Raw genomic sequence first — 24,197 nt, 5'->3', positions numbered from 1 at the left:
TTATTTTTTAAACAGAAGCAGTCATTTTCTGTTTATCTGATTTTACAGGGGCGGTTAACGCTTCTTCTAGGGGAGCTTTACCTAACTTATTCTCTAGGATATCCATGACTTCCCTGCCAAAGTCGTTGGGGTTTTGCTTCCAAGCTTGCAAACACACTTCTCCAAAGAAAGAACCCAAGGGTTCGGGATTCCAGAGTAGTTTTTTAGCAGTCCAGGGCATTAGACTCATGGGATTATATCCTGGTTGTAAGATTTCTTGTTCAAAGGCATATTCCTCCAGATGAGTATGGGGTTGTAAACCAATAAAGAAAATTGCTGGCTCTACTTTGTCTTTCCCAAAAATGGCTTCTAATTCTCGGTGATAAGCAATAGTTTGTTTGATAGTCGCTTCGGTTTCGTCAATTACATTAAAAGAGTAGTTGACCGAAACTAGATCGTTGAATCCTGCTGCTTTTAAATCGCGACAGTTTTGCAACACAGTTTTCAAGTTATAGCCCATACGCATTTTACGGACTAACTCTTGAGAGCCACTAGTAATTCCAATCTCAAAATAGTTCATTCCTGTTTGTACCATGAGATCGGCTAACTCTGCTGTTACATTATCCGCCCTGATATAAGCAGCCCAATGAATATCTTTCATGCCAGAATCGACTATTTTGTGTAGCAATTCAATCGCGTCGGGTATATATTTCTTTGCTGGAATAAATTGAGCGTCGGTAAACCAAAAATTGCGAATTCCTCTGTCGTAAAGCTGGCGCATTTCGGCAACAACTTCGTCGGCAGGATTGATTCTTACTTGCTTGCCTTCCACTACGGTATAGACACAATAGCAGCAATTGTGGGGGCAGCCTCGTTTGGTTTGTACTCCAATATAAAAATCATTTTCCTGAAGATAGTAGTTAAATTCAGGCCAAACAGTTTCAATGTAGTCGTAGTTGCAGGCAGTTTTGTCAATGGGAGTAGGCCATTCATGGATCAATTTTTCCCTGATCTTGTTTTCTCCAACTACATAACAACGTTCGTCGCGAAACTCTCGATCGCTCAGGATTTTTTCTAATAATTGCTCTCCTTCTCCTACCGAGACGATGGTGTTTTGGGGTAAGTCTTGCTGCAACTGTTCGTAAAATACGCTAACTGCACCACCCCCTACCACTGCACGAGCATCAGGACTATATTTTTTCGCTCTGTTTAATCCTCGTTTAATCAAGCCTGTATTGCGCCATAATTCTCCATAATAAGCAGTTGCTACCTTCAAACCACCCAAAGCACCCCGCAATTTAATTAGAGGGTTTTTAGCGTAGTAAAACTCGAAAGCATTTTGTAGTGGATTACCGCCTCTACCTCCCACAGGTGCGTAAATTTGGATATCGCGCCAGGAAAATACGAGTAAAGATGGTTTAAATTCATCTACACATTTGTCTAAGGCATTGTCAAAGTCTAGGGGGGGAACAGTACCAAGATCGAATATTTTTTGCTCTACATCAGGAAATAGCTTATGAACGTGGTCTGCAAGATAGACTACTCCAATCGGAAAAATGGGATTACAAGGAAGACGAACATACAGGATTCTTTGAGTCATGATTTTTCTTATAGTGTTAAGTTTTGCAAATTTTATAAGTTAATCAAAGGTATAAAATTGATTGTTTACCTTCAACGGTCATAATTTATTCATATAACTTAACTTTAGCGATAATATTTCCCACAATCAACCAAATTACTTAGATGCCCCCAAACTTGTCTATTTTTTTGAGTGGCAAACCAAGATATTTCCGTAAATGTAGATACTTTAAAGTTTGTTTATCGATCGCATTTTTGCTATTAAGTCAATTATGTCAGTAATTCGCAACTAATTTTTAGAAAAAATTAAAACAATATTAAGGAAGTAAAGTTGAGAGTTAATCAAACAAAAGATTATATAAATGTCTATCGGTAGCTAGTTTTACAACCGATGGGGATCGAGCGATGCTAGCTTATATATAGCGATAAAAAATTACTTTTAATCTCTTCAATAGTCATGGCTCAGATCTTAGATTCCCTCCCAAATGACGATAAAAACCGCATTCTTTGCTGTTACGTAAATGCAACTAGTCAGATTCAGATAGCTCGCATCACCAATATTCCTAACTGGTATTTTGAGCGAGTTGTGTTTCCAGGGCAAAGGCTCGTATTTGAAGCCGAACCCACGGCAGTATTAGAAATACATTCAGGAATGATGGCTAGCGCGATTCTTTCAGACACAATTCCCTGTAAGAAACTGGCTCTACAAGCAGTCGAACCAGAACCAAGCAACAAACCAGAACAAAATACGAGTAATGCTAATGCTACACCCATTAGTGAAATAAATAATGGCGATCGCGAAGAAGCAGTTTCTTCATCTCTCAACATTGCAGTTTAGGAATGTCGAGCAGTTAGTTACATTCAAAATTAAAAATCGGGCTGGGAGTTGCTAAATTTGGCAACTCCATTGTTTTTTGCCACTTTTATTTATACTAAAATTAATAATTTGGACAAAAGATTTGAATTTACCGTCTTTTCTATGGCTGTGGAAAATTGCAGCTTGGGCAATGGGAGGAACGATCGCTTTTTATTTATTGCTGTTGTTCTCTGGGGCTTGGATGTTTTATGGTCGCGCTGCTAGAATTGGTCGTCCCCCTTGGCTGGTTAACGCTCACTATATTGGCGGAATAATTATTGTCTTTTTAGTTTTATTATTGTTGGCGATCGGTGTTGTAGGCACAGTGGGTTACTATGGCAGTCTGGGACATTCGCCCCATCTTTGGTCTGGCTTATTTGTAGTGCTTTTAATTTCTCTTTCCGCCTGGAGTGCCAACCAGATCGATTCTCGTAATTCCTGGGCGCGATCGCTCCACGTTACTCTTAATGCTATTTTGTTTGTAGGATTAGCCTATGTTTCTTGGACGGGCTGGGAAGTCGTGCAAAAGTATTTGTAAAAGTCTGAAACCAAGCGAAACAAAAAAAAGGACGCAACTACAGTTATGTCCTTCAATAATAATTTAGTTAGATTAATTAGAAACTAAAGCTTGCTCCCGCATCTAGAGTAAAAGCGTCTCCGTTGTCGCCATCAACAAATACATTTAGATAGCGAAATTGCCCGAAAACATCTATAGATTCGGCAACGGGATAACCTACCCCCACTTTTCCTTGGAGTAAGAAACCAGATTCACTTGTATCAGGTTCTTCGAGTCCTAGTTGTTCTGCTTGATCTTTTGCTGCATCAACAGCATCTCCAGTAGCAGATACAACACCAAAACCAGCACCTGCACCACCAAAAGCATAGATACTTTTAGAATTGTTTTGGTTTAAAGGATATCTGAAAGTAGCGTTAGCTGCAATTCCTAACAAGTTGTATCCTAAGTCGTCAAAATCCGTACCGCCAAAATAATCATAAACCTCAAGCTCGGCAGAAACTTGCTCGGTTAATCTGTATCCTAGTAAACCGCCGAAACCAATACCGACATCAGTACCATCTCCACCAAAGAAAGCTCCTACATTACCACCTGCATAATACTTGTCAAAGGAACTTGTTCTGCGAGTGCGACGAGTGCGGGTTCTTTGAGAAATCTGGTTACGATCTTCAGACTCTTGTTCGTAAATAACATCAAAGTTATTACAATCAACACCAGCCTCGCAGCCTACTTGGTAATCTTCATAATTTTCTATATTTTGTGCCTTAACCGCAACAGGAAGGCTTGCTAGCAATATACTAGCTAAAATAGCTGTTTTAATTTTCATACTCTTCACACCAAATATTAGATTTTTAATCACATTGGTTATTTTTTTAACCAAGTATCTTATGGTATTGGGATATTTTGGAGAATATAAGTATCAAATGACAGATTTTCAACTGGCTAATTGTTTTTTATTATTATTTTTAACGAACTTCACGGAGTAGGTAGGAGTAGTTCATAAGCAAGTTATTCTCGCAAAACATAACCAACTCCGCGCACAGTTTGAATTAGCCGATTTTCCTTATCTTCCTCCAGCTTGAGGCGGAGATAGCGGACATAAACCTCAATAATATTCGAGTCCCCCATAAAGTCGTAACCCCAGACTCGTTCCAAAATTTGATCGCGAGTTAATACCTGACGGGGATGAGCAATAAGATATTCTAACAGATCGAATTCTTTAGCCGTCAATTCAATCGATCGCTTACCTCGAAATACCTCGCGGGTAGAACGATTGAGAGTTAGATCGCTAAACTGTAGCAAATCTAAATCTTCCTCTTGTTCGCGACGCAAACTAGCCCGTATCCTAGCCAGCAATTCCTCAATGCTAAAAGGCTTAATGACATAATCATCCGCCCCCGCATCCAAACCCGTCACGCGATCGCTTACTTCATCTTTGGCAGTAAGCAGTATGATCGGCACTTTATCCCCAGTCTGACGCAGGCGACGGCATATTTCTAGTCCAGATATCCCTGGTAACATCCAATCAAGTAAAATAAGGTCTGGTTTGACTTCCCTAGCTACAGATAGTCCCCCAAAACCTTCTGTCGCCACCGTCACCTCATAATTTTCAAACTCTAATTCCATCTTTACGAACTGGGCGAGTTTGGCTTCATCTTCTACTACTAGGATATGAGATTTCATAGTTTCTAGGCGGTCTATAATTATGGGTTTAGACAGTAGGTTCTACTCTGTAAGGGTAAATAGATGAACTCTATATCTACTAGTAGATATTTTACGAGTATTTCCCAGAAAATTAAATTAGAAATAGATTTAACCCAACTTTTTGTCTAATTAATTTAAGCCTTACTTTATAGATTAAAAGGGTATCTAAATTATCATGTTAATCTCAACCTTCGGTAATCAGATCGGTCAAGGTTTTAATAACGCGATCGCCTTCTAATGGCACAATATCTTTACCGTGCAGCATTTCTTGCAGCATTACAAAGTAAACCATTGTCCCCATCATCACCCTGACTGTAGCTTCGGGATCGGCTAATTCAAGTGCAGGATGAGACTTTAAGTATTTGGTCAAGATTTCAATGGTGGGTTTAGCCACATTGTTAACATAAGCCTTAGCTAATTCTGGGAAACGCCCCGACTCACCAATAATAATCCGCATAAAATCCTGGAAAGAGCGATTGTTTTGGATATTGGCAAGCATTTTCGTCATCATCCCTGACAACACTACTTGAGGATCTTGTTCTAACGATTGAGGTTTCTCCAAACTCATCACCTGCTGAAACTTGTCTTTGACTAAATCCTGCATCACTGCATTAAACAAATTTTCTTTATCTCCAAAATGACTGTATACCGTTGCTTTAGAAACCCTTGCTGACTTTGCCACTTTATCCATACTAGTTCCCGCATAGCCATTTTGCAGAAACTCTTTCATTGCCCCACTTAAGATAGCTGTGGTTTTAGCTTCTGATTTTGTTCGTTCAGAAATCTGGCGATCGCTTTTAGTCATGTTTACTGGAAATGAAAAAGTATTGCTAAACTATTCAGTTTAGTTTAGCATAGTAATAGCTGAACTATTCAGTTTAGTTGAATAATAAAAAAAGTTAGTAACTATGGAATATACAGCAGACAATAAAACCAAATCTAGCAAGCCTCTGGTGAAAAAAATACCCGCTTTAGTTATTGGTTTAGCTTTAATGCTTGGTGGCGTAACAGTTTATAGATTGACTCAAACAGATACTTCTCAATCTGAAGTACCAGTACAGACGATGCCCGAAATTAAAACAGTAACAGCATTAGGCAGACTAGAACCCAGTGGAGAAATAATTCAAATATCAGTCTCCTCTGGTGCATCAGGAAATCGCATCGATGAATTGCTGGTCAAAGAAGGAGACGAAATAGAAAAGGGTCAGGTAATTGCCGTTTTAGACAGTCGCGATCGCTTAGAGGCAGCTTTAAATCAATCCCAAGAAGAAGTAAAAGTAGCCCAAGCAAATCTAGAACTAGTCAAAGCAGGGGCAAAAACAGGAGAAATTAAAGCCCAAGAAGCAGCGATCGCTCGTATCGAGGCTGAAAGCAGCAATAATATCATTGCCCAAAGTGCTACAGTATCGCGAATTAAAGCAGAACTAAATAACGCCCAAGTAGAATATCAACGCTACGAACAACTTTACCAAGATGGAGCAATTTCCGCATCCGAAAGAGATAGCAAATATTTAGCTTTAGAAACAGCAAAAGAACAAGTAGCAGAAGCGCAAGCCAATCTCAATCGAATCAAATCATCCCAACAAGAACAAATCGCTGAAGCCAAAGCTACCCTCAACAAAATAGCGGAGGTACGTCCTGTAGATATAGCAGTAGCCGAGGCAGAAGTAAGACAGGCACAAGCAGCAGTTAAAACCACCCAAGCAGAATTAGATCGCGCATACATAAAATCACCCCAAGCAGGAACGGTAATCAAAACGATGATTCGTCCAGGAGAAATAGCTTCTAGCGACGAAGGTATAGCCAGAATTGGACAAATAAAAGAAATGTATGCCGTAGCCGAAGTCTATGAAAGCGACATTAGCAAAGTCAAACTAGGGCAACCCGTGACAGTTACCAGTAGTGCAATTGAAGGAAAGCTAGAGGGAACAGTAGAAAGAATCGGCTTAGAAATAGAACGACAAGAAGTAGTTAACACAGACCCCACCAGCAATATAGATGCCAGAGTTGTTGAGGTCAAAGTCAAGCTAGACCAAGAATCTAGCCAGAAAGTAGCAGGACTGACTAATTTGCAGGTGAACGCCAGGATTGAAGTAGCAAGTAGTAAGTAGTAAGTAGTAAGTAGCAACTAACAACTAACAAACGAACCAGTAAATCAAAACAATATACAAATCAATTAACAACGATCGCAAAACAATGTTCACATCACTAAAAAACCGCACTCCTTTAGGTTGGCTACAGCTAAAGCACGACAAAATGAAAATGCTCACCGCATTAGCAGGAATAGCTTTTGCAGACATCTTAATGTTTATGCAGTTGGGATTCAAAGATGCCTTATTCAAAACCAACACCCAGTATCCCAGACTGGTAAATGGAGACATTGTCTTGCTTAGTACCCAAGCGACAAATTTTAACGAGCTATATACTTTTCCGCGACGGCGACTTTATCAAGCGATGGATGTGCCTGGAGTAGAATCTGCCGAACCCGTTTATATCGGTTCTCTCAAATGGCGCAATCCTCAAACTAAAGAAAAAACCTCTATGATGGTTGTAGGTTTCGATCCAGAACGACCAGCTTTCAATTTACCAGAAGTTAACCGTCAGCTAGATAAAGTCAAAATTCCCGACACGGTGCTATTCGATCGCGCCTCTAGGGGAAAATATGAAGAGGTAATTGCCCAAGTCGAACAGGGAAAACCCTTAACTACCGAAAGCGATCGCACTACCGTAACCATAGCTGGTTTGTTTGAGGTGGGTGCTTCCTTTGCCGATGATGGGGCATTGATGACGAGCGATTATAATTTCTTGCGTTTATTTCCCCGTAAGCAACAGGGAACGGTCAGTTTAGGGATTATTAACCTCGAACCAGGACAGGATTTGGAAGCAACCAGAGCTAGTTTAAACGCTTATCTCCCTGAAGATGTAGAAGCCTATACCCATGAGGAATATGTTGCCAAAGAAGTAACTTACATTCAAAATCGTTCTCCGATTGGCTTCGTGTTTACTTTGGGAACAACGATGGGCTTTATCGTCGGCATTGTGATTGTCTATCAAGTTCTTTCCACCGACGTGAACGACCACATGGCAGAATACGCCACCTTTAAGGCAATGGGTTATAAGAACTCCTATTTACTTTTTGTGGTGTTTGAAGAAGCTCTGATTCTATCGATTGCTGGTTTTATTCCCAGTACATTTTTAGCAATGGGACTATACCGATTAACCGCAGCAGCTACGGCTTTACCGATTGTCTTACCTATATCGAGAGCGATTACAGTCTTGATTCTAACTGTGATAATGTGTGGTGTTTCTGGTGCGATCGCCACTCGGAAACTCCAATCAGCCGATCCTGCCGATATATTTTAACGACATATTTTCCAAACTAAAAAATCAAATAAATATATTAATCATGGTTAATCAACAACCAGTAATAGATATCCACAATCTAAATCATTATTTTGGCAAAGGCGAACTCCGCAAACAAGTATTATTCGACATCAATTTGGAAATAGATCGCGGAGAAATTATCTTAATGACAGGGCCTTCGGGTTCTGGTAAAACTACGTTATTAACCCTAATTAGTGGACTAAGATCGCCCCAGTCGGGAAGCTGCAAAATTCTCGGTAAAGAACTATGCGGGGCGAGTTCTGCTGAATTGGTGCAAGCTAGACGCAAGAATGGCTATATTTTTCAGGCACACAACTTACATCACAGCTTGACTGCTTTGCAAAACGTGCAGATGGGTTTAGAGGTACACGGTAAATATTCTCCAGCCGAAATGCGCGATCGCACTACTGCCATTCTAGAAGAAGTGGGTTTGGCAGATCGAGTTAATTACTATCCCGATAAATTATCTGGCGGGCAGAAACAAAGGGTTGCGATCGCTCGTGCTTTGGTGGCACATCCTGCGATCGTTCTCGCTGACGAACCTACCGCAGCTTTGGATAGTAAATCGGGAAGAGATGTAGTCAATATTATGCAAAAGCTAGCGAGAGAACAAGGTAGCACAATTTTGCTGGTTACCCATGACGATCGCATTCTCGATATTGCCGATCGTATTGTGCATATGGAAGACGGCAGGTTAGTTAATAACTCTGTCAACCAAGCAGCTTAATGAGCTTTGCAGAAAAGACTCCTAAAGCATTTGCGAAGCTATCCTAAAGATTAACTTCGCAAATGCTTTAGCATACCGCTTCATCACCAGAGGGAATCCTTGAGGGCATATGAGGAGTTAATAGCGATCCGAAAAAAACAATTTATCATCAAGCAAGTCCGACCAACTTTTCGCTTAATTCCCAAAGACGTTTGCCTTTGTTGTCGTCCATCGCTTCGTCGGATATTTCTTGCTTGAAGGCTGCGCGATCTTCTGCTTGACGATTTCCCCAGCTATAGTAAACTCCAGACTCGTTAAACCCAGAATCGGCAGTAACTTTGGCGACTCTTTCCCCTGCCAATTCTTCGGTTACATAACCCCCTGTAATATTTTTCTGAAACCAAGGGAAGATAGTTTGAAAGAGAGAATAATGATTGCGGAATAGTGCTGTTTCGGCAACGCAACCAGGATAGAGGGCATTAAAAATAATTCCTGTAGACTCGTGATAGCGATCGTGTAACTCTCTCATAGTTAGCATATTACAGAGCTTGCTATCTTTATAAGCCTTACCTGGTTTAAATTTCTTACCATCAATCATTGCCACAGGTGCTTTAAAACCCGCTTCCATTCCTTGCAAGTCGCCTAAGTTTGGCGGTGCGGGAATGGGAATTTTACCGCCCAATTCTTTGGGGTTGGCAGTAACAGTACCTAAAATGACCAGTCTTTTCTCTGGCGCTGGAGATTGTTTTAGATCTTCCAACATCAGATTGCATAATAAGAAATGTCCTAAGTGATTGGTAGCAACGCTCAATTCATAGCCTTCTTTACTGCGTTGAGGTTCTTTTTCTAGGGGTAGATATACCGCAGCATTACACACCAAAGAATCGAGAGATTTACCCGTAGCGCGAAAATCAGTGACAAATTGACGCACGCTATCTAAAGAAGCGAGATCGAGATGAATAATACTATAGCTATCTTTGCTCATGCCGACTTGCTCGGCGACTTTTTCAGTTTTAGGCAAATTGCGGCAAGCCATAACTACGTGCCAACCTCGATCTGCTAAAGCTTTGGCAGCGTATAGACCAACTCCAGAAGACGCTCCTGTTACTACTACCGTTGATTGTTGCTCTTGTAACATTCTATTAAAATCTATCTATTCATCTACATATTTATACCTATACTTAAAATCTCATACTAAAGAACCTCTATGCTGCAACAATTTATAATTCTTTTCTTTAGCTCTCTAGTTTTTCAAGAAGTAACGATCTCCTATAAATAGAGAATCTATGAATTTCTTTTCTGCTAAGACATCATTTCTACTAACTCCTTTGACTTGAGCTTTATAAATCATTCGCATAATTTCAATCCCTTTAATTGTTCGCCAAGCATTATAAAATGATTGATATCCAAGAGCAGCATTTGTAATTTTTTTGACTCCTCTATGGTCTTGTTCGACTAGATTGTGTTGAGTAAAATTACCTCTGGATAATGAGATAAAGGATCTAAAGGTGCAATCAAAGTTGGTTCGGTAATAATTAATCCATAGTCAGCCAGATCGCCATAATAAGTAATAGCTTCTGGTTGAGGTAAATGATTATATGCTTGCGATCGCAGGTTTGAGGCGAAGACTATTCGATTTGCTAGAGTATAAGCCCCTAGCTGTACTGGTGAAGTCAGGCAAAAATTTGGTTTCAAGATCGACTCAATCGAGATAACTCAACCGCCATACTGTTAATTGTTGAGCTAATTATAACGATTGGCAAAATTCACGTCTTGTCGCTTATTGTCCTGATTTTTCCGATCTTGCCATGTATTGCTGTACTGAATTAACCCGATCAATTTAGAGAGCAAGATTAAACAAAATTGAGCAACATAGGAAAAAAGAGAAAGATAATCACTGAAATCCAGCTAGCAACAGCACATTATTGTTTAATTAGTCAATGCCATAGTAATCAATCCCTGTTGACCGACTAATATTTCTCGCAATAGAGTGCAGAGTCCAACCCAAATAATTGGAGTAATATCCACTCCGCCAATGGGAGATACTACTTTACGCAAGGGTGCCAGAAATGGCTCTGTAGGGACAACGACAAGACTAAAAGGGAAACGAGTAAGCTCGGCTTGGGGATACCAAGTGAGGACAATTCTAAAGATAAATAAAATTGTCATTAATCCGAGTAAAAGACTAACCGAGACCGCTCCCCAACTTGATAAATTCATGACTTTGATTTAAAAATAAGATTATTTGCTAGAAACAATACATAATGTAAATATATTTTAATTTATTGTACTGGAATTTTGGAATACATTTAAGAACTACCTGTCTTCTTTTGACCGCCATCCCCTTACAATATATGGTGAGCTTCTTTAGAATGCCAGATTGTAATTAACTTTAGTTTTGGTTAAAAAACTTTTAAAATTACAAAATAACGTAAATTATTAATACATAGACAACAATAGTCAGGATTAAAAATATGACTCCCTCATTAACTAATTTTCTTTTAAGCATCGGATTGGGTGCAGTAATTGTGGTTATCCCCGCAACCATTGCCTTGATTGTTCTCAGTCAAAGTGACAAAATCAAACGCAGATCTTAAGTTATAAGATTGCTTTGGCAATAAATTGTTATTAATTTTTGGACGACGGAATAGTCTCTATTGCAGAGATAGGGTAGCATTACCAGCAGTTCCGTCGTTATATTTTTACAGGGCTATACCTTGCGGGTATTAAGTTCGCCAATAGAAGAGTTATGACTGTTCTGGGTAGATTATAAATATAGATCACTTAAGATGAGTATAGACATATTCATACTCACAACTATGAGAACCAGATTAGGAGAATTGTAATGGTCAATTTTGGGCTGAATGCAGCAGCTATCTTAGGTTTATTCTTAGCAGTAGCGGGAGCAGGTTTGTTTTTCCTGCGCTCAATTCGCCCAGAGTTAGCAAGGGATTATGATATCTTTTTTGCTGCGGTGGGTTTGTTATGTGGAATTATTTTACTCTTTAACGGTTGGCGGTTAGACCCCATTTTGCAATTTGGTCAATTTTTGCTGACAGGGACGGCAATTTTCTTTGCGTTCGAAAGCATCAGAATGCGTGGTGTAGCCACAGAACAAGCCAGGCGCAATACGCCTATAGTAGATCGAGATCGCCCTGTTAGTCGTACTAGAGTCTATACTGAAGCGGAACTGGATCAAATTGACCCCTATGACAATGTTTATGAAGGAGCTAAACCTAACTATAATAGTCCCAGATTAAGAGCCTACGACGATCCTAATCCTCGTCCCCCTCGTCGTTCCGAACCCAGAAGAAGACCATCGCCCCAGAGCGATGTTAGAGATGAACCCCGACGCAGAACGAGTCGCAACCGTCCCGAAAATAGAGATTCAGCTATTGGTAGAGATCGCTATGCTGAAAAAGATAGTCGACCCAGACGTCGCCCCAGCGCACCACCCAATGATAGCTATGATGATTGGAATGCCAAAGATGAATGGGCTGATAATTCTCGCCCTTCCCCTCGTTCCCGTCCTCGTCCTCGTCCTACCAGAGAAGATAGATATTCTGACCCTACTCCGCCCCCTGCTGCTACTTCCCAACGCAGACCTAGCCCTGGGGATCTAGGTAGAAGCTACGAACCAGAAGATAGTTATGATGATGGGGAAAATTTTGGTAGTGGTTACGATGATGCAGAGGTAGGAAGAAACTATGAAGAAGACGAACAAACTATCCCAGGAGATTATGTGGTTGATTATCAACCCGTAGATGATGCTGGGTCTGATTATTCGGAAGACTCGGAAGATAGCGGTGATTATGATGATTACGACGACTACGACGATGCTGAAGATCGTAACTCCGATAGTCGGTATGACGACCGTGGCGATCGCCCAGAAACGCGCCAACCAATTAATTTTGATAATAAATACGAGTAAATTAAAATTTATTAGATAATGGGGGAAATGGGCAACTTTATTGAGGTTTTGACTGTCATTTAGTCACTCAAGTTACTTATACCAGGTAAAGTAAAAAGTTGTTTTTTCTCCCAGTTGAGAGTCCACCCAAACTTTTCCACCTTGATCTTCAACGATTTTTTTCACAATAGATAAGCCAATTCCCGTGCTTTCAATAGTGTCTCTTGCTTGTAAAGTTTGAAAAATCGTGAAAATGCGATCGTGGTATTGAGGATCGATACCCAGTCCATCATCACAGACGCTAAACTGATAAAATTCTGCTGCTTCTTCAACTGATATGAGAATATTACCCGATTCTTGGGGATGATATTTGATGGCGTTACTAATTAGATTAGAAAAAACTTGTTGTAATAATAGTTCTTTTGTTTCTAACCTGGGCATAGAATCGGCGATCTCGATTTTAAACCCTGGCGGTGGTGCGAGGGAATCGACAATATTACGCACTAGATTTCCCACATCAACAGTTTTAATGGGAGTGTTTTGTCGACCAATACGAGAATATTCGAGTAATCCTTGAATTAATCCATCCATGCGTTGCACTCTAGATTGCATTAACTGGAGTTGCTGCTGACTTTCTTCGGGTATTTGGTCTCCCAAATCCTCTTCCAACCAGGTTGCTAAGTTAGCGATCGCCCGCAATGGTGCTTTAAGATCGTGGGAAGTAACATAGGCAAAGCTGTCTAATTCTTGATTGCGTTTTTTGAGTAAGGCGGTGATTTTAAGAAGTTCTTGATTGGACCATTTAAGTTCTTGGGCTTTTTCTTTAAGAGAGTTTTCGGCTTTTTTCTGTTGGCTAAGATTCCGCATGACTGTGGATATATAATCAATTTTGTCATTAGCGGATTTGTGGGCAATAATTAGCTGAGATACAGGTAATTCTCGACCATCCTCGGTCAATAGGGCTGTTTCTCCCAACCAAGTGCCGTTAGCGATCGCACTAGGAATTCCTTGCTCTTTGACAATCTTTAAAGCCCAAGCTGGATAATAGTCGAGAATCGATAATTTGGTAATATCTTCATCGTCATCTATGTCCATTAATTGCTTCATAGGAGGGTTATTCCAAATCACTCGCCCGTGGAGGTCTGCCAACCCGATATAGTCTTCAGAAGCTTCTAGTACTTGAACTCTTCTGGCTAATTCTATTTCTAATTTTTTTCTAGCATTTAATTCGTTTTTGAGGTTGCTAATCAATTCTGCTTGCTGTATCGCGATCGCCAGTTGTACTGACAATTTGTCGAATAACTTTACTTCATCCGCTTCCCAATAGCGGGTTTGACTGCACTGATGAGCAATTAACAAACCCCATAATTCGGAGTCTTGTTTGAGGAGGGAAGGGGAAAGCAAGAGAGGGCATACTATGTGAGCTTTGACTTCAAATTCTTCTAATAAGTCGATATGACATTTAGACAGCCCATACTCGTAAATATTATTAACAACAAGGCTTTCTCCTTGTTGATATCTCAGCGCGCCCCGATCCTTAAAGCAAGTATCAATTATTTTTTGTCCGAGAGACTTTGTCCAATGGGGTTTAATTGACTCTGCAACCACATCCCCACTCATGTCTGGGGCAAATTTATAAATTACCACGCGATCGCAATTTAACAATAGCTGTACTTCTCTAACTGCGGTATCGAGAATTTCTGATAAATTTTGTGACTGACGAATGCGCAAAGCAGTTTCTGCAATCAGTTGCTGCTGTTGAAAACTTTTATTGAGTAAAGATTGCAAACGATCTTGCTGTAATACATTCTTGACTGAGGCGGTTAATATGGAAGGAGTTAGCTGTCCTTTGATCAGATAATCTTTCACCCCCCCTTTCATGGCTTCTACTGCTACGGCTTCACTACCTTGCCCTGTGAGCATGATAATCGAGGGAGTTTTGCTGGTCTGGGCTTTTAATTCTTCGATAAATTCTAAACCAGTAAAGTCTGGTAAGAGATAATCGAGTAAAACTAGATCGGGTTGAATTGTTGCCAGTTGCCTTAGACCATCTTCTCCAGATTCAACCTCAACAATTTGGTATTTAAAGATAATTTCGCGATCGAGATATCGACGATAGAGTTCTCGATCCTCAGCAGAATCTTCAACTATGAGAATTGTATATTGATAAACATTCATCAGCGATCGCTAATTAGAAATTATTTTTGAGATTTGTTCTAAAACTAATATTGTTCGCCATTTAATGTTGACATATCTAAGTCAAATTTAACTGCTAATTGACTCAATATTTCTTGCTCTTCTAAGGTGATATTGCCATTGGATATAGCAATCTCATAACATCTGTTTAAAGTTAGAGGAGCAAATTCAGGAATTAGTTCGTCTAGTAGTGCTTCAAGATCGTGAGAGCTTGTTAAATTTTCGGCAATTGTTCCTACTGAAGCGGGAGAAATTTCTTGTATTTTAGGTAAAATTTCCTTCCAATCTTGTTGGGGATAGCTAACCCGCACCATCTGCGCCAAAATACGATCCATCACCTTAGACTGATTTAAAGCTAGTTGCCAATCTGTATCGGTTTCTTGCTGTATGAACGCTAGCTCTATATTAGAAGATTTTCTCTCGTAAAAACGACAGGCAGTTTGTCCTAAAACATAGAGCATAGCTGCATTGGTCGAAGCACCCACAACCGCACCAATACCAGGAATAATCTCCACCACAGTCAAGCCTGTTTTCAAGACATCTGCACCTAAAGATAAACCAAAAATTGCCAATACTTCTCCCCGTCTGGCAGGATCTTGGAGGTCTAACCCATAAGCGGAGGCAATTTCGTAAACCATTTCGGTTTGCAGTTTGGTCGTAGCAATTAATTCTATACCTAAAAATAATGCTGCGATGGGGGGAATAATATTGGTTAATAATCCCAAACGCCCCCCAGACCAAGTTTTCTGCACGATCAAACGATGGGCAATTTGGTTTGACGTTTCCTGGGGATATTGCGATCGCATTTTAGCGACATTGGCTTCTATTTTGGCAACATCTGCTTGCCCCAAAAAAGTCATCAGCCAATCTAAACCCAGAATCTTATCTGCCGAGCTTAAAATCGGATTAGAAGCAATCCAGGCTAAAGTTTCTCCTGTAGAAACAGTGGTTTGTTCGAGGATTTTTTGAGTTTGAGTAGTTAATGTTTCTGTCAAACTACCTACTGTATCAATTATCTGAGTTAAGAAATTTTCTGATGTGTTTGTTTGGGGCATTTTGTAGAACGAATTAATGCTGAAATTCCCGACTATATCCTCAGCTTTGGTTTGGATAGTCAGGAAATATGTTACGAATTAAAATTTGCTAGACTTAGGTTTTTCTTTAAAGTTAGTGCAAGTATAATTCCGATCCAATAATTCTAAATGACTGAGAAAAATTATTGGTATTTGACTTTGTACTTTAGTTAGTTAAACTATCAAAAAAGTTAGATGCTTTTTCTTTTACTGTAGTTGCATTAGCTTCATCAGGGCTAATCATTTTATCTGCATCTGCACTACCTTGGACTGCATTTAATCCTTTTTGAGCTTCTTTAGTAACTTCATTGATTCCTCTAGGATTGGAACGAGCTACATCGTCTGTTTTGTTCTGAATTTCGTTTAGGCTAGCCTCTCCATCAGTAGTTTTGCTAGTTGCTGCCTGCGCGGGATAAGCACTAGCAACAAATAATAGACCGCAGACTAATACTGTTAATACTAAACGAACAGAGGATTTTAACCAGTTATTGAATTTATTAAGTAGCATAAGCTCACCTCGATAGTTTATTTGATTAACTAATTAATAGCAATTTGTGTAGTGTAACAGCATCTAACTAAAGGTATATATTGCTATTATTTTGCATAAAACCAGAGTTAAATGACAATTTAAAGGCACTTATCGATTTATTCGCCTTAAATACTTATTATTTTACGTGCCATAAAGTATCTATCTTGAGATGTACTTTTGAAATTTAGAATTGAAAGGTCATTTGACTCCCGAGCGATCGAGATTTGCTTCTTGGCGATCGCTCCTCCGTTTATTACCTTCACTTAATTTACGGAAATTTGAACTATGGGAGTTAGGTTTGGCTTGCCAACGATCTAAAATATCTCGAACCAATATCTCTTTGAGCCATACCTGAGCCACTACGGTAATAGGTAGAGCTAAAAATAAGCCTAGAATCCCAAAAAATACAGCAAAAGCAACTTGAGAAAGTAAAGTAACCGCAGGTAATAAAGACACTTGCTTTTCCATCACAATAGGAGTCAGAATATTGCTCTCAACCTGTTGAATTACGATATAAAGAATAACTACTGCCACTGCTTTCCAAGGAGCATCCAATAAAGCCATCGCTGCGGGGGGAACTACACTAAGTACGGGGCCCAAATTGGGGATGAAGGTTAAAATTCCTGCTAATAAACAATTAGCTAAAGGCAATCGAACACCAAGTAATAATAAGCCAATCCCGCTTAAAATAGCTATTACAGCCATGTTAAATAAGATACCAATCGCCCATCCTGCCAAATTTTCTTCGCACTTTTTGAGAATAGTCTTAACTCTAGAACGATAAAAAGCGGGAAACATTAAGAGAAATATTTGTTTGTAAGGAGTAGGTTTGGCTAACAACATTATGGTTACTACTATTACCAATAGAGAGTTGAGTAGTACGCTTAAAGTACTAGAAAACAACTCTAAAAAGTTGCTGACTATTTTATCAAGCCAAGACTGGAGATTTTGACCCAAAGATTGTAGTCCCCGAACGTCTTCAATCAAATTATCGGGTAATAAATTGCGCAACCATTCATTCCAATTACTAACCTGTTCTAAAGCAGTTGGAACTAGAGTAACTAATTCTTGAAATTGTTCAATAAAAGGCGGTATTACTAAAGCAATGAAGCCAATAGTAAAAGCTAGTACCCCACTTACTGATATAGCGATCGCATTTTTTCGACTTAATTTTAATTTTTGTTGTAGCAACTTGACTAGTTGATTGATGGCTGTCGCAAAAACAACCGCAGCAAATGCCAGCAATAACACTTGTTTTATTTGCCATAGAATATAAAGAGCAATAATAATTGCCAAAAACCCGACTAACGTACCCAAACTCACTATAAAATCCTCTCAAGATAAAATTTATGTATATAACAAGTTGATTGAAACTTAGTATAGTTGTCTTAAGATTGATTATCGTCTTTCTTAAGACTGTTGTATTTTTTGCCTTACATATATTATTTATTAGTTTTAATAGCAAAAAAAAGGACAGCATTGCTGTCCCTCAAGTTAGGCTCATTTAGAAATCAAAGATAATAATCAATTACGATCTAGCAGTGCGATCGTTGCGTTCTAAAGACTCTAGATCTCGACGTTCGGCTACTACTGTGGTTTCTTTTTTTCTGCCCGCTAAACCAAATAGTCCTAATAGACCGAGTAAACCCAACCAACCCCAGTTAGACTTCTGTTCGATGGCAGCAGCAGTCTCTGCTACCTCTGCTTCAGCAGCCTTGGCTGCGTTATTGATATTTTCTTGGGCCTCAACTGCGGTCTCTTTTACTTCTTGTTCGGCTTGGTTATAGTTATTTTCAATAGCGTTACCAGCATCTTGCAAACCATCTTCAACCGCTGCGCCAGTATTTTCTAAACCTTGTCCTGCTGCTTCTCCAGTATTTTTAATACTGTTGCCTAAAGACTTTCCTGCATCTTGAAGATTTTCGCCAACATTTTCGACATTTTGTCCTGCTTGATTAAGGTTTTCATTAACACTTTCCTCTTTTTCTTGGGCGAATGCAGCACCAGCAGAAAGAGCAAAAGCTAGAGCAAGAATAGTATTTGTAGTTAATTTAATTAAGTTCATAAAAAACTCCTAGTGATTATATTTAGTTACTTAGAATTTTGGGTAATATAGTAATATAGTTTTGTATTTGCCAGTGTTGATAACTTTAACAGAGAGAAAAAACTTCTATTAATGTCTTTCTCCCTACCAAAGATTGTTAAAGAAATTCTTTACCACTTGCGATCGCCATCTTCGTCTACTCTGGCTTGACGAATTACATCGGAGATTTCTTCTGCATCTTTAACGTGATGCAATACTTCTTCTTCTCCTTTTTCATTTTCCACGGAGAAGTAGGCAGGTACTTTTACATGACCTGCGGGGTCCCAGCTATCTACGGCTACTTGTTCTTTTTTTTCTTCTGAAGATTTAGAATCATCAATTACATCTCCTTTATTAGCAGTGCGATAAGCATCTTCTTGATTACTTTCGCGATATACTCTTTCGTGTTCTGGGTGACTCATAAATTCAATTACTCCTTTATATTCTTGTTACCATTAAACATAATTAGTAGGGGATAAATAATCTAGCAAACGATATATTTTTTATCTATCAATAGTTAGATACTATGATTATTTAATAGTTATTTAATAGTTATTTATCACCTGCGATCGTGCGACTAGTAGGTTTACATATAATAAAAATCGGCAGACGATCTAGGGTTAGATTTATCTACCGATCTTTAATTAACATTGATTGTGTCTGCTGTGATTAGCGAGCTTCCGTACCTTGGTTAGGGTCTCCTGCAACCTTTGCGTTCTTAGAACCTGGTGCATCTGGTTCTGCACCAGAACGAACATCTTGACTAGTACCTTGTCCTGTTTTGCGTTCGGAAGGCTCGATGGGGGTTTGCTTACCGCCGTCAGCCGTGGGAGTATTTTGTGATTCAGAGTTACTCATATTTTTAAACAGTTGTATTTTCGTTTCTATATTCCATATAGTTTCAAATAAAAGTAGAAAACAAACCTATCTAAAGATATAAAAAAAATAGTAGCAAATTTCTTTAAAGCGATCGTAATTAACTTGACTAATAGTTTCTTGTAGTTTCTTGATCGTCAGATTTTTATATATCATTAGCACGACTAATTATTATTGAGATATACATCACAAGTTAGATGAAACAAAAAAATATAAATAATAACCTGAAGGTGAAATTGAAATAAAAAAACATCTCTAAGGAATAAAACAAATTATGGTACTAGCTAAAATTGCTGACTTATATCCAGACTATAAACAAGATGTTTTTGGTGGTGAAGACATCAAAAGCTTTTCTGTCTATGATTATCAAAATGATAAAATAGGTTCTGTCTATGACATTCTTGTTGATGAGACTGGTCGCTTTCGCTATTTAGTAATCGATACTGGATTTTGGATTTTTGGCAAAAAAGTGCTTTTACCCATTGGCAGAGCTAGCGTAGACTACAGCCAAGAAAGAGTTTATGCTAAAGGTCTAACCAAAGAAGAGGCTGAAAATCTTCCTGAATATGACGATGATATGACCGTCGATTATGACTACGAAGAACGAGTCAGAACCATTTATCGAGGAGTAGATTACGATGCCGACAACACTGTCTATGCCCAAGAAGCGGGAGGCTATGATAGTGGTGCATATAATAAGACCGATTCTTACGCTTACGACCGCGAACCAAGTTTATACGCACATCAAGAAGTTGACGACCGTCAAAACCTCAAACTATACGAAGAACGTTTGGTCGCAAATAAAGACCGTTTTGTAGCTGGTGCGGTAACAATTGGTAAAAGAGTAGAAACCGAAACTGCCACTGTATCTGTTCCAATTGAGAAAGAAAGACTGATAGTCGAACGCACAACTCCTACTGACACCACTGCTGTAACTCCTGGGGAAGCTAGTTTTAATGCAGGAGAAGTAGCAAGAGTAGAAATGTACGAAGAAACTGCTGATATTGAAAAACAAGCTTTTGTCAGAGAAGAAGTAAGTATTCGCAAAGAAGTAGAAAAAGATGTAGTCTCTGCTAAAGAAACTATTCGTCGTGAAGAATTGGATGTCGAAACTGATGGCGACGCGGTAGTAAACAACAATCTGTAATTTAACAATCTAACCTTAGTCGATTTTTGAATCGTACATCAATTATGCAAAGGCGTTCGATAGAGCGTCTTTGTCGATTGAATATTACTTAATTTATCCGCAATCAATAATAATAAAAAAATGACTATCAGTGATAGCGAGCTTGTTAATAACTCTCCAGATATTAACTCTCAACCGAATGACTATAAAGTGAATTCCAATCTAGATCACGCTAAGAAATATAATGATACTTCAGGATTAACTAAAATTTCTTTGTTGGAAGAAAAACTTCAGGTTACTCGTCGCAAGCAAAAGGTTGGGGAAGTAATTGTTCGTAAAGAAGTTGAAACTCGAATTATCAAAATACCCATTCGTAGAGAAAAACTAGTTATTGAAAGAGTTGGTATCAATCCTGAAAAAATCACAGAAGTGATTGTTAATCAAGAAAAGGTCAACGGTTTCAAATACGATGAGATAGATGATACTAACAGTCTTCATCTAGTCAGAAGCAAATATCTAGATCTTCAAACAGCCCAGGATCTTTTAGATGCTATTGCCAGTCTTTCTGCTGCCAATAATGCCAAAATACGTCTGGAAATAGTGACCAATAGTGCTGAATCTCAACAACAGCATCAGGATGTTTGCGATCGCTTTATAAATCGATAATTTAGTGTTGAGTCCTAAGATTTAGATAACAAATTATAGAAATTATGGAATAAATATTTTTTCTCGTACCTGGACATTAATACAAGTGATACCATTACTTAGCACTCAAAATGTCTATTTTATTTAGGTTTTATAGTGGCACAGGTTGTAGTCGAAAATGTCTATAAAAGCTATTCTCGCTCTCAAGCGGATCGCAACGATCTTGCTCCATCAGCAAACATCCAAAAAATAACTAACTCCAAGCAAGTTAGCGTCTTGCGAGACATTAACTTTACTGTTAGTAATGGAGAGTTTTTGGTTTTGGTGGGCCCTTCTGGTTGTGGGAAAAGTACTCTATTACGCTTAATGGCTGGTTTAGAGGAGTTGACAGGGGGAAATATCCGAATTGGAGATCGCCTGGTAAACGATCTACCGCCAAAAGCGAGGGATATTGCCATGGTATTTCAGAATTATGCTTTATATCCCCACCTCAATATTTACGATAATATTGCTTTTGGTTTGCGACGCAACAGTTATCACTCATCAGCAAACCACAAAGAGCTAGCAGTTAAGAAGCTATCGGAGGATTTTCTAGTCAGTGTGACTCGTAATTTGCCACGTAGTTTCAGATATATGTCGGCGAAGGAAAAAAGTATTCGAGATCGGGTGAGATATGTTGCTAATCTATTACAAATAGAGCCTTTGCTATATCGTTTGCCCAAAGAACTTTCAGGAGGGCAAAAACAACGGGTAGCTTTGGGAAGAGCGATCGCTCGTAACCCCCAGGTTTTTTTGATGGACGAGCCTTTATCTAACCTGGATGCTAAACTACGCACCCAAACCCGCGCCCAAATTGTCAAACTTCAGCGACAGCTAGAGACAACCACGATTTATGTGACCCACGATCAAACAGAAGCCATGACTATGGGCGATCGCATTGCGGTCATGAATAACGGACAAATTCAGCAAATAGATTCACCTCTAGAAATATATAATAGTCCTGCTAATCGTTTTGTAGCAGAGTTTATTGGCTCTCCACCTATGAATTTTTTGCCCGTAACTTTAGTTAATTCTACTAAGCTATTACATCCCTATTTTGAATTGGATTTACCTCCAATTTGGCAATCTTCTCTACAGCTAAATAAAGTAAAATCTTTAACTTTGGGTATTCGCCCTCAACATTTACATTTAGCACCAGAAAGCAAATCTAGTATTCAAATTGAGGTAGATTTAGTAGAAGCATTGGGTAACGAAACCTATGTTTCGGCTCATTTAGTAGCAGATATTGAGACACTTCTAACCGTATCTCTTCCACCAGATAAGCCTATTGCCATCGGCGATATCCTGTGGCTGGCGGTAGATTTAGAAAAAATCCATCTTTTTGCAGTTGATGATGGAAGGGCGATCGCTGTTTAATAATTATTTAAAGTAATTTATTAAAGTAATATTTTCTGGTGTCATTACTAAAGTTCGCACCAACAACCAACAATTAACAAGCAATAACAATGATTAAAACACCAGATTGGGTCAAAAATGCTGTTTTCTACCAAATATTTCCCGATCGCTTTGCCAAAGGTACATCGACTCTCAAGGGGCAATGGCAAGCTTCTAAATACGAAGGTTGGGACGCTACTCCAACCTATCAAGGATACAAGGGAGGAAACCTCTGGGGAGTAATTGATAAATTAGATTATTTAGAAGACTTGGGCATCAATGCCATTTACTTCACGCCGATTTTTCAGTCTGCTTCTAACCATCGCTACCATACCCACGACTATTATCAAGTAGATCCCATGTTGGGGGGGAATGCGGCGTTTGATGCCTTGATTGAGGCTGCTCATAAAAAAGATATGAAGGTAGTCCTGGATGGAGTATTTAACCATGCTAGTCGGGGCTTCTTTTTCTTTAATGATATTCTCGAAAATGGCCCTAATTCCCCTTGGCTAGATTGGTTTGTAATTCACGGTTGGCCCCTCTCAGCATATGATGGAGACAAACCCGCTAACTATCAAAGTTGGATTGGCGATCGCGCTCTACCCGAGTTTAACCACGACAACCCCCAAGTCAAAGAATATATCATGCAGGTGGCAGAATATTGGTTGCATAAGGGTATAGATGGCTGGCGGTTGGATGTACCCAATGAAGTAGATACTCCTGGTTTTTGGCAAGAATTTCGCGATCGCGTTAAAGCAGTAAATCCCGATGCTTATATAGTTGGGGAGATTTGGGGCGATGCTAGCTATTGGCTGGATGGTACACAGTTTGATGGAGTGATGAACTATCGCTTTACCGAGCCTACTATTGCTTTTGCTGGGGGAGAAAACTACGATCCCCAATATTGTCAGGGGGAGTTAAAACCCTATCCGCCAATTTCGGGTACGGAATATGCCATTAGAATTGATGCTTTGCTCAAACTATACGATTGGGAAATACAGCTAGCTCAATTAAATTTATTAGACAGCCATGACACCCCTAGAATGCTCACTACTGTTAGAGAAGATAAGCAGAGCTTTCTGCTTTCAACAGTTTTGTTGATGACTTTTCCTGGCGCACCTAGCATCTTTTATGGCGATGAAGTTGGTTTAATAGGAGGGAAAGATCCCGATTGTCGTCGCGTCTTCCCCGAAGCCGAAAAGTGGGATGTAGAAATTTTAAAAGCGCACAAAGAATTGATTGGGTTGCGCCACAAATATCCTAGTTTGCGTACTGGAAGTTATCATACTCTTTATGCAGATCGAAATGTTTATATCTTTGCTCGTGTTTTAGATGAAGAAGAAATAATAGTTGCGGTTAATATCGGTCAAGAACAATCTTTGGCTGAGTTTGTAGTTACAGAATTGCAATCTCAACCCAGCAATGTTGTATATGGATCTGGCAGATTGGAGTGGCACAATACCACTAATGCTAATAAGTTAGAAATCACTTTACCTGCAAAAAGCAGTCTGGTAGCGTCATAGTGTCGTTTTTTGATTCAAAGCGATCGCAAATCCAAGTATTTTTATTGCTTCGCTCTATGGATTTGGAAATATGATAATTTT

Annotated in this window: 26 protein-coding genes; 11 read left to right on the top strand and 15 right to left on the bottom strand. The window is 39.2% G+C overall.

Annotated elements, in window-relative coordinates; all coding sequences use genetic code 11:
* Positions 1-7: 7 nt before the first annotated feature.
* A complete protein-coding gene (locus tag I4641_RS07645; protein ID WP_229639888.1) occupies positions 8-1,579 on the bottom strand; it encodes a photosystem II high light acclimation radical SAM protein in 1,572 nt (523 codons plus the stop codon).
* Between the two features lie 435 nt (positions 1,580-2,014).
* On the opposite strand from I4641_RS07645, the gene I4641_RS07640 reads away from it, so the two are divergent.
* Positions 2,015-2,395, top strand: a complete 381-nt coding sequence (locus tag I4641_RS07640; RefSeq protein ID WP_229639887.1) for a DUF1830 domain-containing protein — start codon at positions 2,015-2,017, stop codon at positions 2,393-2,395.
* 121 nt (positions 2,396-2,516) lie between these two features.
* Positions 2,517-2,951 carry a DUF4079 domain-containing protein gene (locus tag I4641_RS07635; protein WP_229639886.1) on the top strand — a complete coding sequence of 145 codons (435 nt, stop codon included), beginning with the start codon at positions 2,517-2,519 and terminating at the stop codon, positions 2,949-2,951.
* A 76-nt stretch (positions 2,952-3,027) separates the two neighbouring features.
* Here the strand turns inward: I4641_RS07635 and I4641_RS07630 are convergent, their stop codons facing one another.
* The 3 genes from I4641_RS07630 to I4641_RS07620 form a co-directional block, all read right to left on the bottom strand.
* Positions 3,028-3,753: an outer membrane beta-barrel protein gene (locus I4641_RS07630; protein WP_229639885.1), complete on the bottom strand. Its 726-nt coding sequence runs from the start codon at positions 3,751-3,753 to the stop codon at positions 3,028-3,030.
* A gap of 182 nt (positions 3,754-3,935) precedes the next feature.
* Positions 3,936-4,610, bottom strand: coding sequence for a response regulator (locus I4641_RS07625; protein WP_229639884.1), 675 nt, complete (start codon positions 4,608-4,610; stop codon positions 3,936-3,938).
* A 205-nt stretch (positions 4,611-4,815) separates the two neighbouring features.
* Positions 4,816-5,436 carry a TetR/AcrR family transcriptional regulator gene (locus I4641_RS07620; protein ID WP_229639883.1) on the bottom strand — a complete coding sequence of 207 codons (621 nt, stop codon included), beginning with the start codon at positions 5,434-5,436 and terminating at the stop codon, positions 4,816-4,818.
* A 103-nt stretch (positions 5,437-5,539) separates the two neighbouring features.
* On the opposite strand from I4641_RS07620, the gene I4641_RS07615 reads away from it, so the two are divergent.
* From I4641_RS07615 to I4641_RS07605, 3 genes are all read left to right on the top strand, one after another.
* Complete coding sequence (locus I4641_RS07615) at positions 5,540-6,742, top strand: ABC exporter membrane fusion protein (RefSeq protein WP_229639882.1); 1,203 nt, start codon at positions 5,540-5,542, stop codon at positions 6,740-6,742.
* Positions 6,743-6,827: 85 nt separating this feature from the next.
* Complete coding sequence (gene devC, locus I4641_RS07610; protein ID WP_229639881.1) at positions 6,828-7,994, top strand: ABC transporter permease DevC; 1,167 nt, start codon at positions 6,828-6,830, stop codon at positions 7,992-7,994.
* 43 nt (positions 7,995-8,037) lie between these two features.
* Positions 8,038-8,742 carry a DevA family ABC transporter ATP-binding protein gene (locus I4641_RS07605; protein ID WP_229639880.1) on the top strand — a complete coding sequence of 235 codons (705 nt, stop codon included), beginning with the start codon at positions 8,038-8,040 and terminating at the stop codon, positions 8,740-8,742.
* A gap of 148 nt (positions 8,743-8,890) precedes the next feature.
* Here the strand turns inward: I4641_RS07605 and I4641_RS07600 are convergent, their stop codons facing one another.
* The 4 genes from I4641_RS07600 to I4641_RS07590 all read right to left on the bottom strand — a co-directional run bounded on the left by I4641_RS07600 (position 8,891) and on the right by I4641_RS07590 (position 10,941).
* Positions 8,891-9,859 carry a protochlorophyllide reductase gene (locus I4641_RS07600; RefSeq protein WP_229639879.1) on the bottom strand — a complete coding sequence of 323 codons (969 nt, stop codon included), beginning with the start codon at positions 9,857-9,859 and terminating at the stop codon, positions 8,891-8,893.
* Positions 9,860-9,964: 105 nt separating this feature from the next.
* Positions 9,965-10,147, bottom strand: coding sequence for a hypothetical protein (locus tag I4641_RS24145; RefSeq protein ID WP_369426743.1), 183 nt, complete (start codon positions 10,145-10,147; stop codon positions 9,965-9,967).
* A gap of 29 nt (positions 10,148-10,176) precedes the next feature.
* Entirely contained in the window at positions 10,177-10,416 is a 240-nt protein-coding gene (locus I4641_RS07595; RefSeq protein ID WP_229639878.1) for a hypothetical protein, read from the bottom strand.
* A 234-nt stretch (positions 10,417-10,650) separates the two neighbouring features.
* Positions 10,651-10,941, bottom strand: coding sequence for a YggT family protein (locus I4641_RS07590; protein WP_229639877.1), 291 nt, complete (start codon positions 10,939-10,941; stop codon positions 10,651-10,653).
* A gap of 254 nt (positions 10,942-11,195) precedes the next feature.
* On the opposite strand from I4641_RS07590, the gene psbX reads away from it, so the two are divergent.
* Together psbX and I4641_RS07580 are read left to right on the top strand one after the other, a co-directional pair.
* Positions 11,196-11,318: a photosystem II reaction center X protein gene (gene psbX / locus I4641_RS07585; RefSeq protein ID WP_229639876.1), complete on the top strand. Its 123-nt coding sequence runs from the start codon at positions 11,196-11,198 to the stop codon at positions 11,316-11,318.
* Between the two features lie 248 nt (positions 11,319-11,566).
* Positions 11,567-12,652, top strand: a complete 1,086-nt coding sequence (locus I4641_RS07580) for a Ycf66 family protein (protein ID WP_229639875.1) — start codon at positions 11,567-11,569, stop codon at positions 12,650-12,652.
* A gap of 72 nt (positions 12,653-12,724) precedes the next feature.
* On the opposite strand, the gene I4641_RS07575 is transcribed toward I4641_RS07580, so the two are convergent.
* The 7 genes from I4641_RS07575 to I4641_RS07545 form a co-directional block, all read right to left on the bottom strand.
* Complete coding sequence (locus I4641_RS07575; RefSeq protein WP_229639874.1) at positions 12,725-14,809, bottom strand: ATP-binding protein; 2,085 nt, start codon at positions 14,807-14,809, stop codon at positions 12,725-12,727.
* A gap of 44 nt (positions 14,810-14,853) precedes the next feature.
* On the bottom strand, positions 14,854-15,882 hold the full coding sequence (locus I4641_RS07570; RefSeq protein WP_229639873.1) for a hypothetical protein: 1,029 nt from the start codon (positions 15,880-15,882) through the stop codon (positions 14,854-14,856).
* Positions 15,883-16,066: 184 nt separating this feature from the next.
* Positions 16,067-16,408 carry a hypothetical protein gene (locus I4641_RS07565; RefSeq protein ID WP_229639872.1) on the bottom strand — a complete coding sequence of 114 codons (342 nt, stop codon included), beginning with the start codon at positions 16,406-16,408 and terminating at the stop codon, positions 16,067-16,069.
* A 219-nt stretch (positions 16,409-16,627) separates the two neighbouring features.
* Positions 16,628-17,752, bottom strand: a complete 1,125-nt coding sequence (locus tag I4641_RS07560) for an AI-2E family transporter (protein ID WP_229639871.1) — start codon at positions 17,750-17,752, stop codon at positions 16,628-16,630.
* Between the two features lie 205 nt (positions 17,753-17,957).
* Positions 17,958-18,494, bottom strand: a complete 537-nt coding sequence (locus I4641_RS07555; RefSeq protein WP_229639870.1) for a WGxxGxxG family protein — start codon at positions 18,492-18,494, stop codon at positions 17,958-17,960.
* A gap of 149 nt (positions 18,495-18,643) precedes the next feature.
* Positions 18,644-18,934, bottom strand: a complete 291-nt coding sequence (locus I4641_RS07550) for a hypothetical protein (protein ID WP_229639869.1) — start codon at positions 18,932-18,934, stop codon at positions 18,644-18,646.
* A gap of 247 nt (positions 18,935-19,181) precedes the next feature.
* Positions 19,182-19,370, bottom strand: coding sequence for a hypothetical protein (locus I4641_RS07545; protein ID WP_229639868.1), 189 nt, complete (start codon positions 19,368-19,370; stop codon positions 19,182-19,184).
* Positions 19,371-19,662: 292 nt separating this feature from the next.
* On the opposite strand from I4641_RS07545, the gene I4641_RS07540 reads away from it, so the two are divergent.
* From I4641_RS07540 to I4641_RS07525, 4 genes are all read left to right on the top strand, one after another.
* Complete coding sequence (locus I4641_RS07540; RefSeq protein ID WP_229639867.1) at positions 19,663-20,535, top strand: DUF2382 domain-containing protein; 873 nt, start codon at positions 19,663-19,665, stop codon at positions 20,533-20,535.
* A gap of 120 nt (positions 20,536-20,655) precedes the next feature.
* Positions 20,656-21,180 (top strand): DUF2382 domain-containing protein, encoded by a 525-nt coding sequence (locus I4641_RS07535; RefSeq protein WP_229639866.1) that lies wholly within the window; start codon positions 20,656-20,658, stop codon positions 21,178-21,180.
* A 135-nt stretch (positions 21,181-21,315) separates the two neighbouring features.
* Complete coding sequence (locus tag I4641_RS07530; protein ID WP_369426740.1) at positions 21,316-22,575, top strand: ABC transporter ATP-binding protein; 1,260 nt, start codon at positions 21,316-21,318, stop codon at positions 22,573-22,575.
* An 89-nt stretch (positions 22,576-22,664) separates the two neighbouring features.
* Positions 22,665-24,116 carry a glycoside hydrolase family 13 protein gene (locus tag I4641_RS07525; protein WP_229639865.1) on the top strand — a complete coding sequence of 484 codons (1,452 nt, stop codon included), beginning with the start codon at positions 22,665-22,667 and terminating at the stop codon, positions 24,114-24,116.
* Positions 24,117-24,197 lie beyond the last annotated feature (81 nt).

Source organism: Waterburya agarophytonicola KI4 (assembly GCF_020640915.1).
Taxonomy (GTDB): domain Bacteria; phylum Cyanobacteriota; class Cyanobacteriia; order Cyanobacteriales; family Xenococcaceae; genus Waterburya; species Waterburya agarophytonicola.
This window is presented reverse-complemented; position numbering and strand designations above follow the sequence as displayed.

What these genes read in the sequence shown, in the direction of transcription:
- I4641_RS07580 (WP_229639875.1), top strand. Translation starts at nt 11,567, where the DNA reads ATGGTCAATTTTGGGCTGAATGCAGCAGCTATCTTAGGTTTATTCTTA.
- I4641_RS07570 (WP_229639873.1), bottom strand. Translation starts at nt 15,882, where the DNA reads ATGCCCCAAACAAACACATCAGAAAATTTCTTAACTCAGATAATTGAT.
- I4641_RS07600 (WP_229639879.1), bottom strand. Translation starts at nt 9,859, where the DNA reads ATGTTACAAGAGCAACAATCAACGGTAGTAGTAACAGGAGCGTCTTCT.
- I4641_RS07625 (WP_229639884.1), bottom strand. Translation starts at nt 4,610, where the DNA reads ATGAAATCTCATATCCTAGTAGTAGAAGATGAAGCCAAACTCGCCCAG.
- I4641_RS07615 (WP_229639882.1), top strand. Translation starts at nt 5,540, where the DNA reads ATGGAATATACAGCAGACAATAAAACCAAATCTAGCAAGCCTCTGGTG.
- devC (WP_229639881.1), top strand. Translation starts at nt 6,828, where the DNA reads ATGTTCACATCACTAAAAAACCGCACTCCTTTAGGTTGGCTACAGCTA.
- I4641_RS07645 (WP_229639888.1), bottom strand. Translation starts at nt 1,579, where the DNA reads ATGACTCAAAGAATCCTGTATGTTCGTCTTCCTTGTAATCCCATTTTT.
- psbX (WP_229639876.1), top strand. Translation starts at nt 11,196, where the DNA reads ATGACTCCCTCATTAACTAATTTTCTTTTAAGCATCGGATTGGGTGCA.
- I4641_RS07630 (WP_229639885.1), bottom strand. Translation starts at nt 3,753, where the DNA reads ATGAAAATTAAAACAGCTATTTTAGCTAGTATATTGCTAGCAAGCCTT.
- I4641_RS07540 (WP_229639867.1), top strand. Translation starts at nt 19,663, where the DNA reads ATGGTACTAGCTAAAATTGCTGACTTATATCCAGACTATAAACAAGAT.
- I4641_RS07640 (WP_229639887.1), top strand. Translation starts at nt 2,015, where the DNA reads ATGGCTCAGATCTTAGATTCCCTCCCAAATGACGATAAAAACCGCATT.
- I4641_RS07555 (WP_229639870.1), bottom strand. Translation starts at nt 18,494, where the DNA reads ATGAACTTAATTAAATTAACTACAAATACTATTCTTGCTCTAGCTTTT.
- I4641_RS07535 (WP_229639866.1), top strand. Translation starts at nt 20,656, where the DNA reads ATGACTATCAGTGATAGCGAGCTTGTTAATAACTCTCCAGATATTAAC.
- I4641_RS07575 (WP_229639874.1), bottom strand. Translation starts at nt 14,809, where the DNA reads ATGAATGTTTATCAATATACAATTCTCATAGTTGAAGATTCTGCTGAG.
- I4641_RS07550 (WP_229639869.1), bottom strand. Translation starts at nt 18,934, where the DNA reads ATGAGTCACCCAGAACACGAAAGAGTATATCGCGAAAGTAATCAAGAA.
- I4641_RS07565 (WP_229639872.1), bottom strand. Translation starts at nt 16,408, where the DNA reads ATGCTACTTAATAAATTCAATAACTGGTTAAAATCCTCTGTTCGTTTA.
- I4641_RS07620 (WP_229639883.1), bottom strand. Translation starts at nt 5,436, where the DNA reads ATGACTAAAAGCGATCGCCAGATTTCTGAACGAACAAAATCAGAAGCT.
- I4641_RS07605 (WP_229639880.1), top strand. Translation starts at nt 8,038, where the DNA reads ATGGTTAATCAACAACCAGTAATAGATATCCACAATCTAAATCATTAT.
- I4641_RS07545 (WP_229639868.1), bottom strand. Translation starts at nt 19,370, where the DNA reads ATGAGTAACTCTGAATCACAAAATACTCCCACGGCTGACGGCGGTAAG.
- I4641_RS07590 (WP_229639877.1), bottom strand. Translation starts at nt 10,941, where the DNA reads ATGAATTTATCAAGTTGGGGAGCGGTCTCGGTTAGTCTTTTACTCGGA.
- I4641_RS07525 (WP_229639865.1), top strand. Translation starts at nt 22,665, where the DNA reads ATGATTAAAACACCAGATTGGGTCAAAAATGCTGTTTTCTACCAAATA.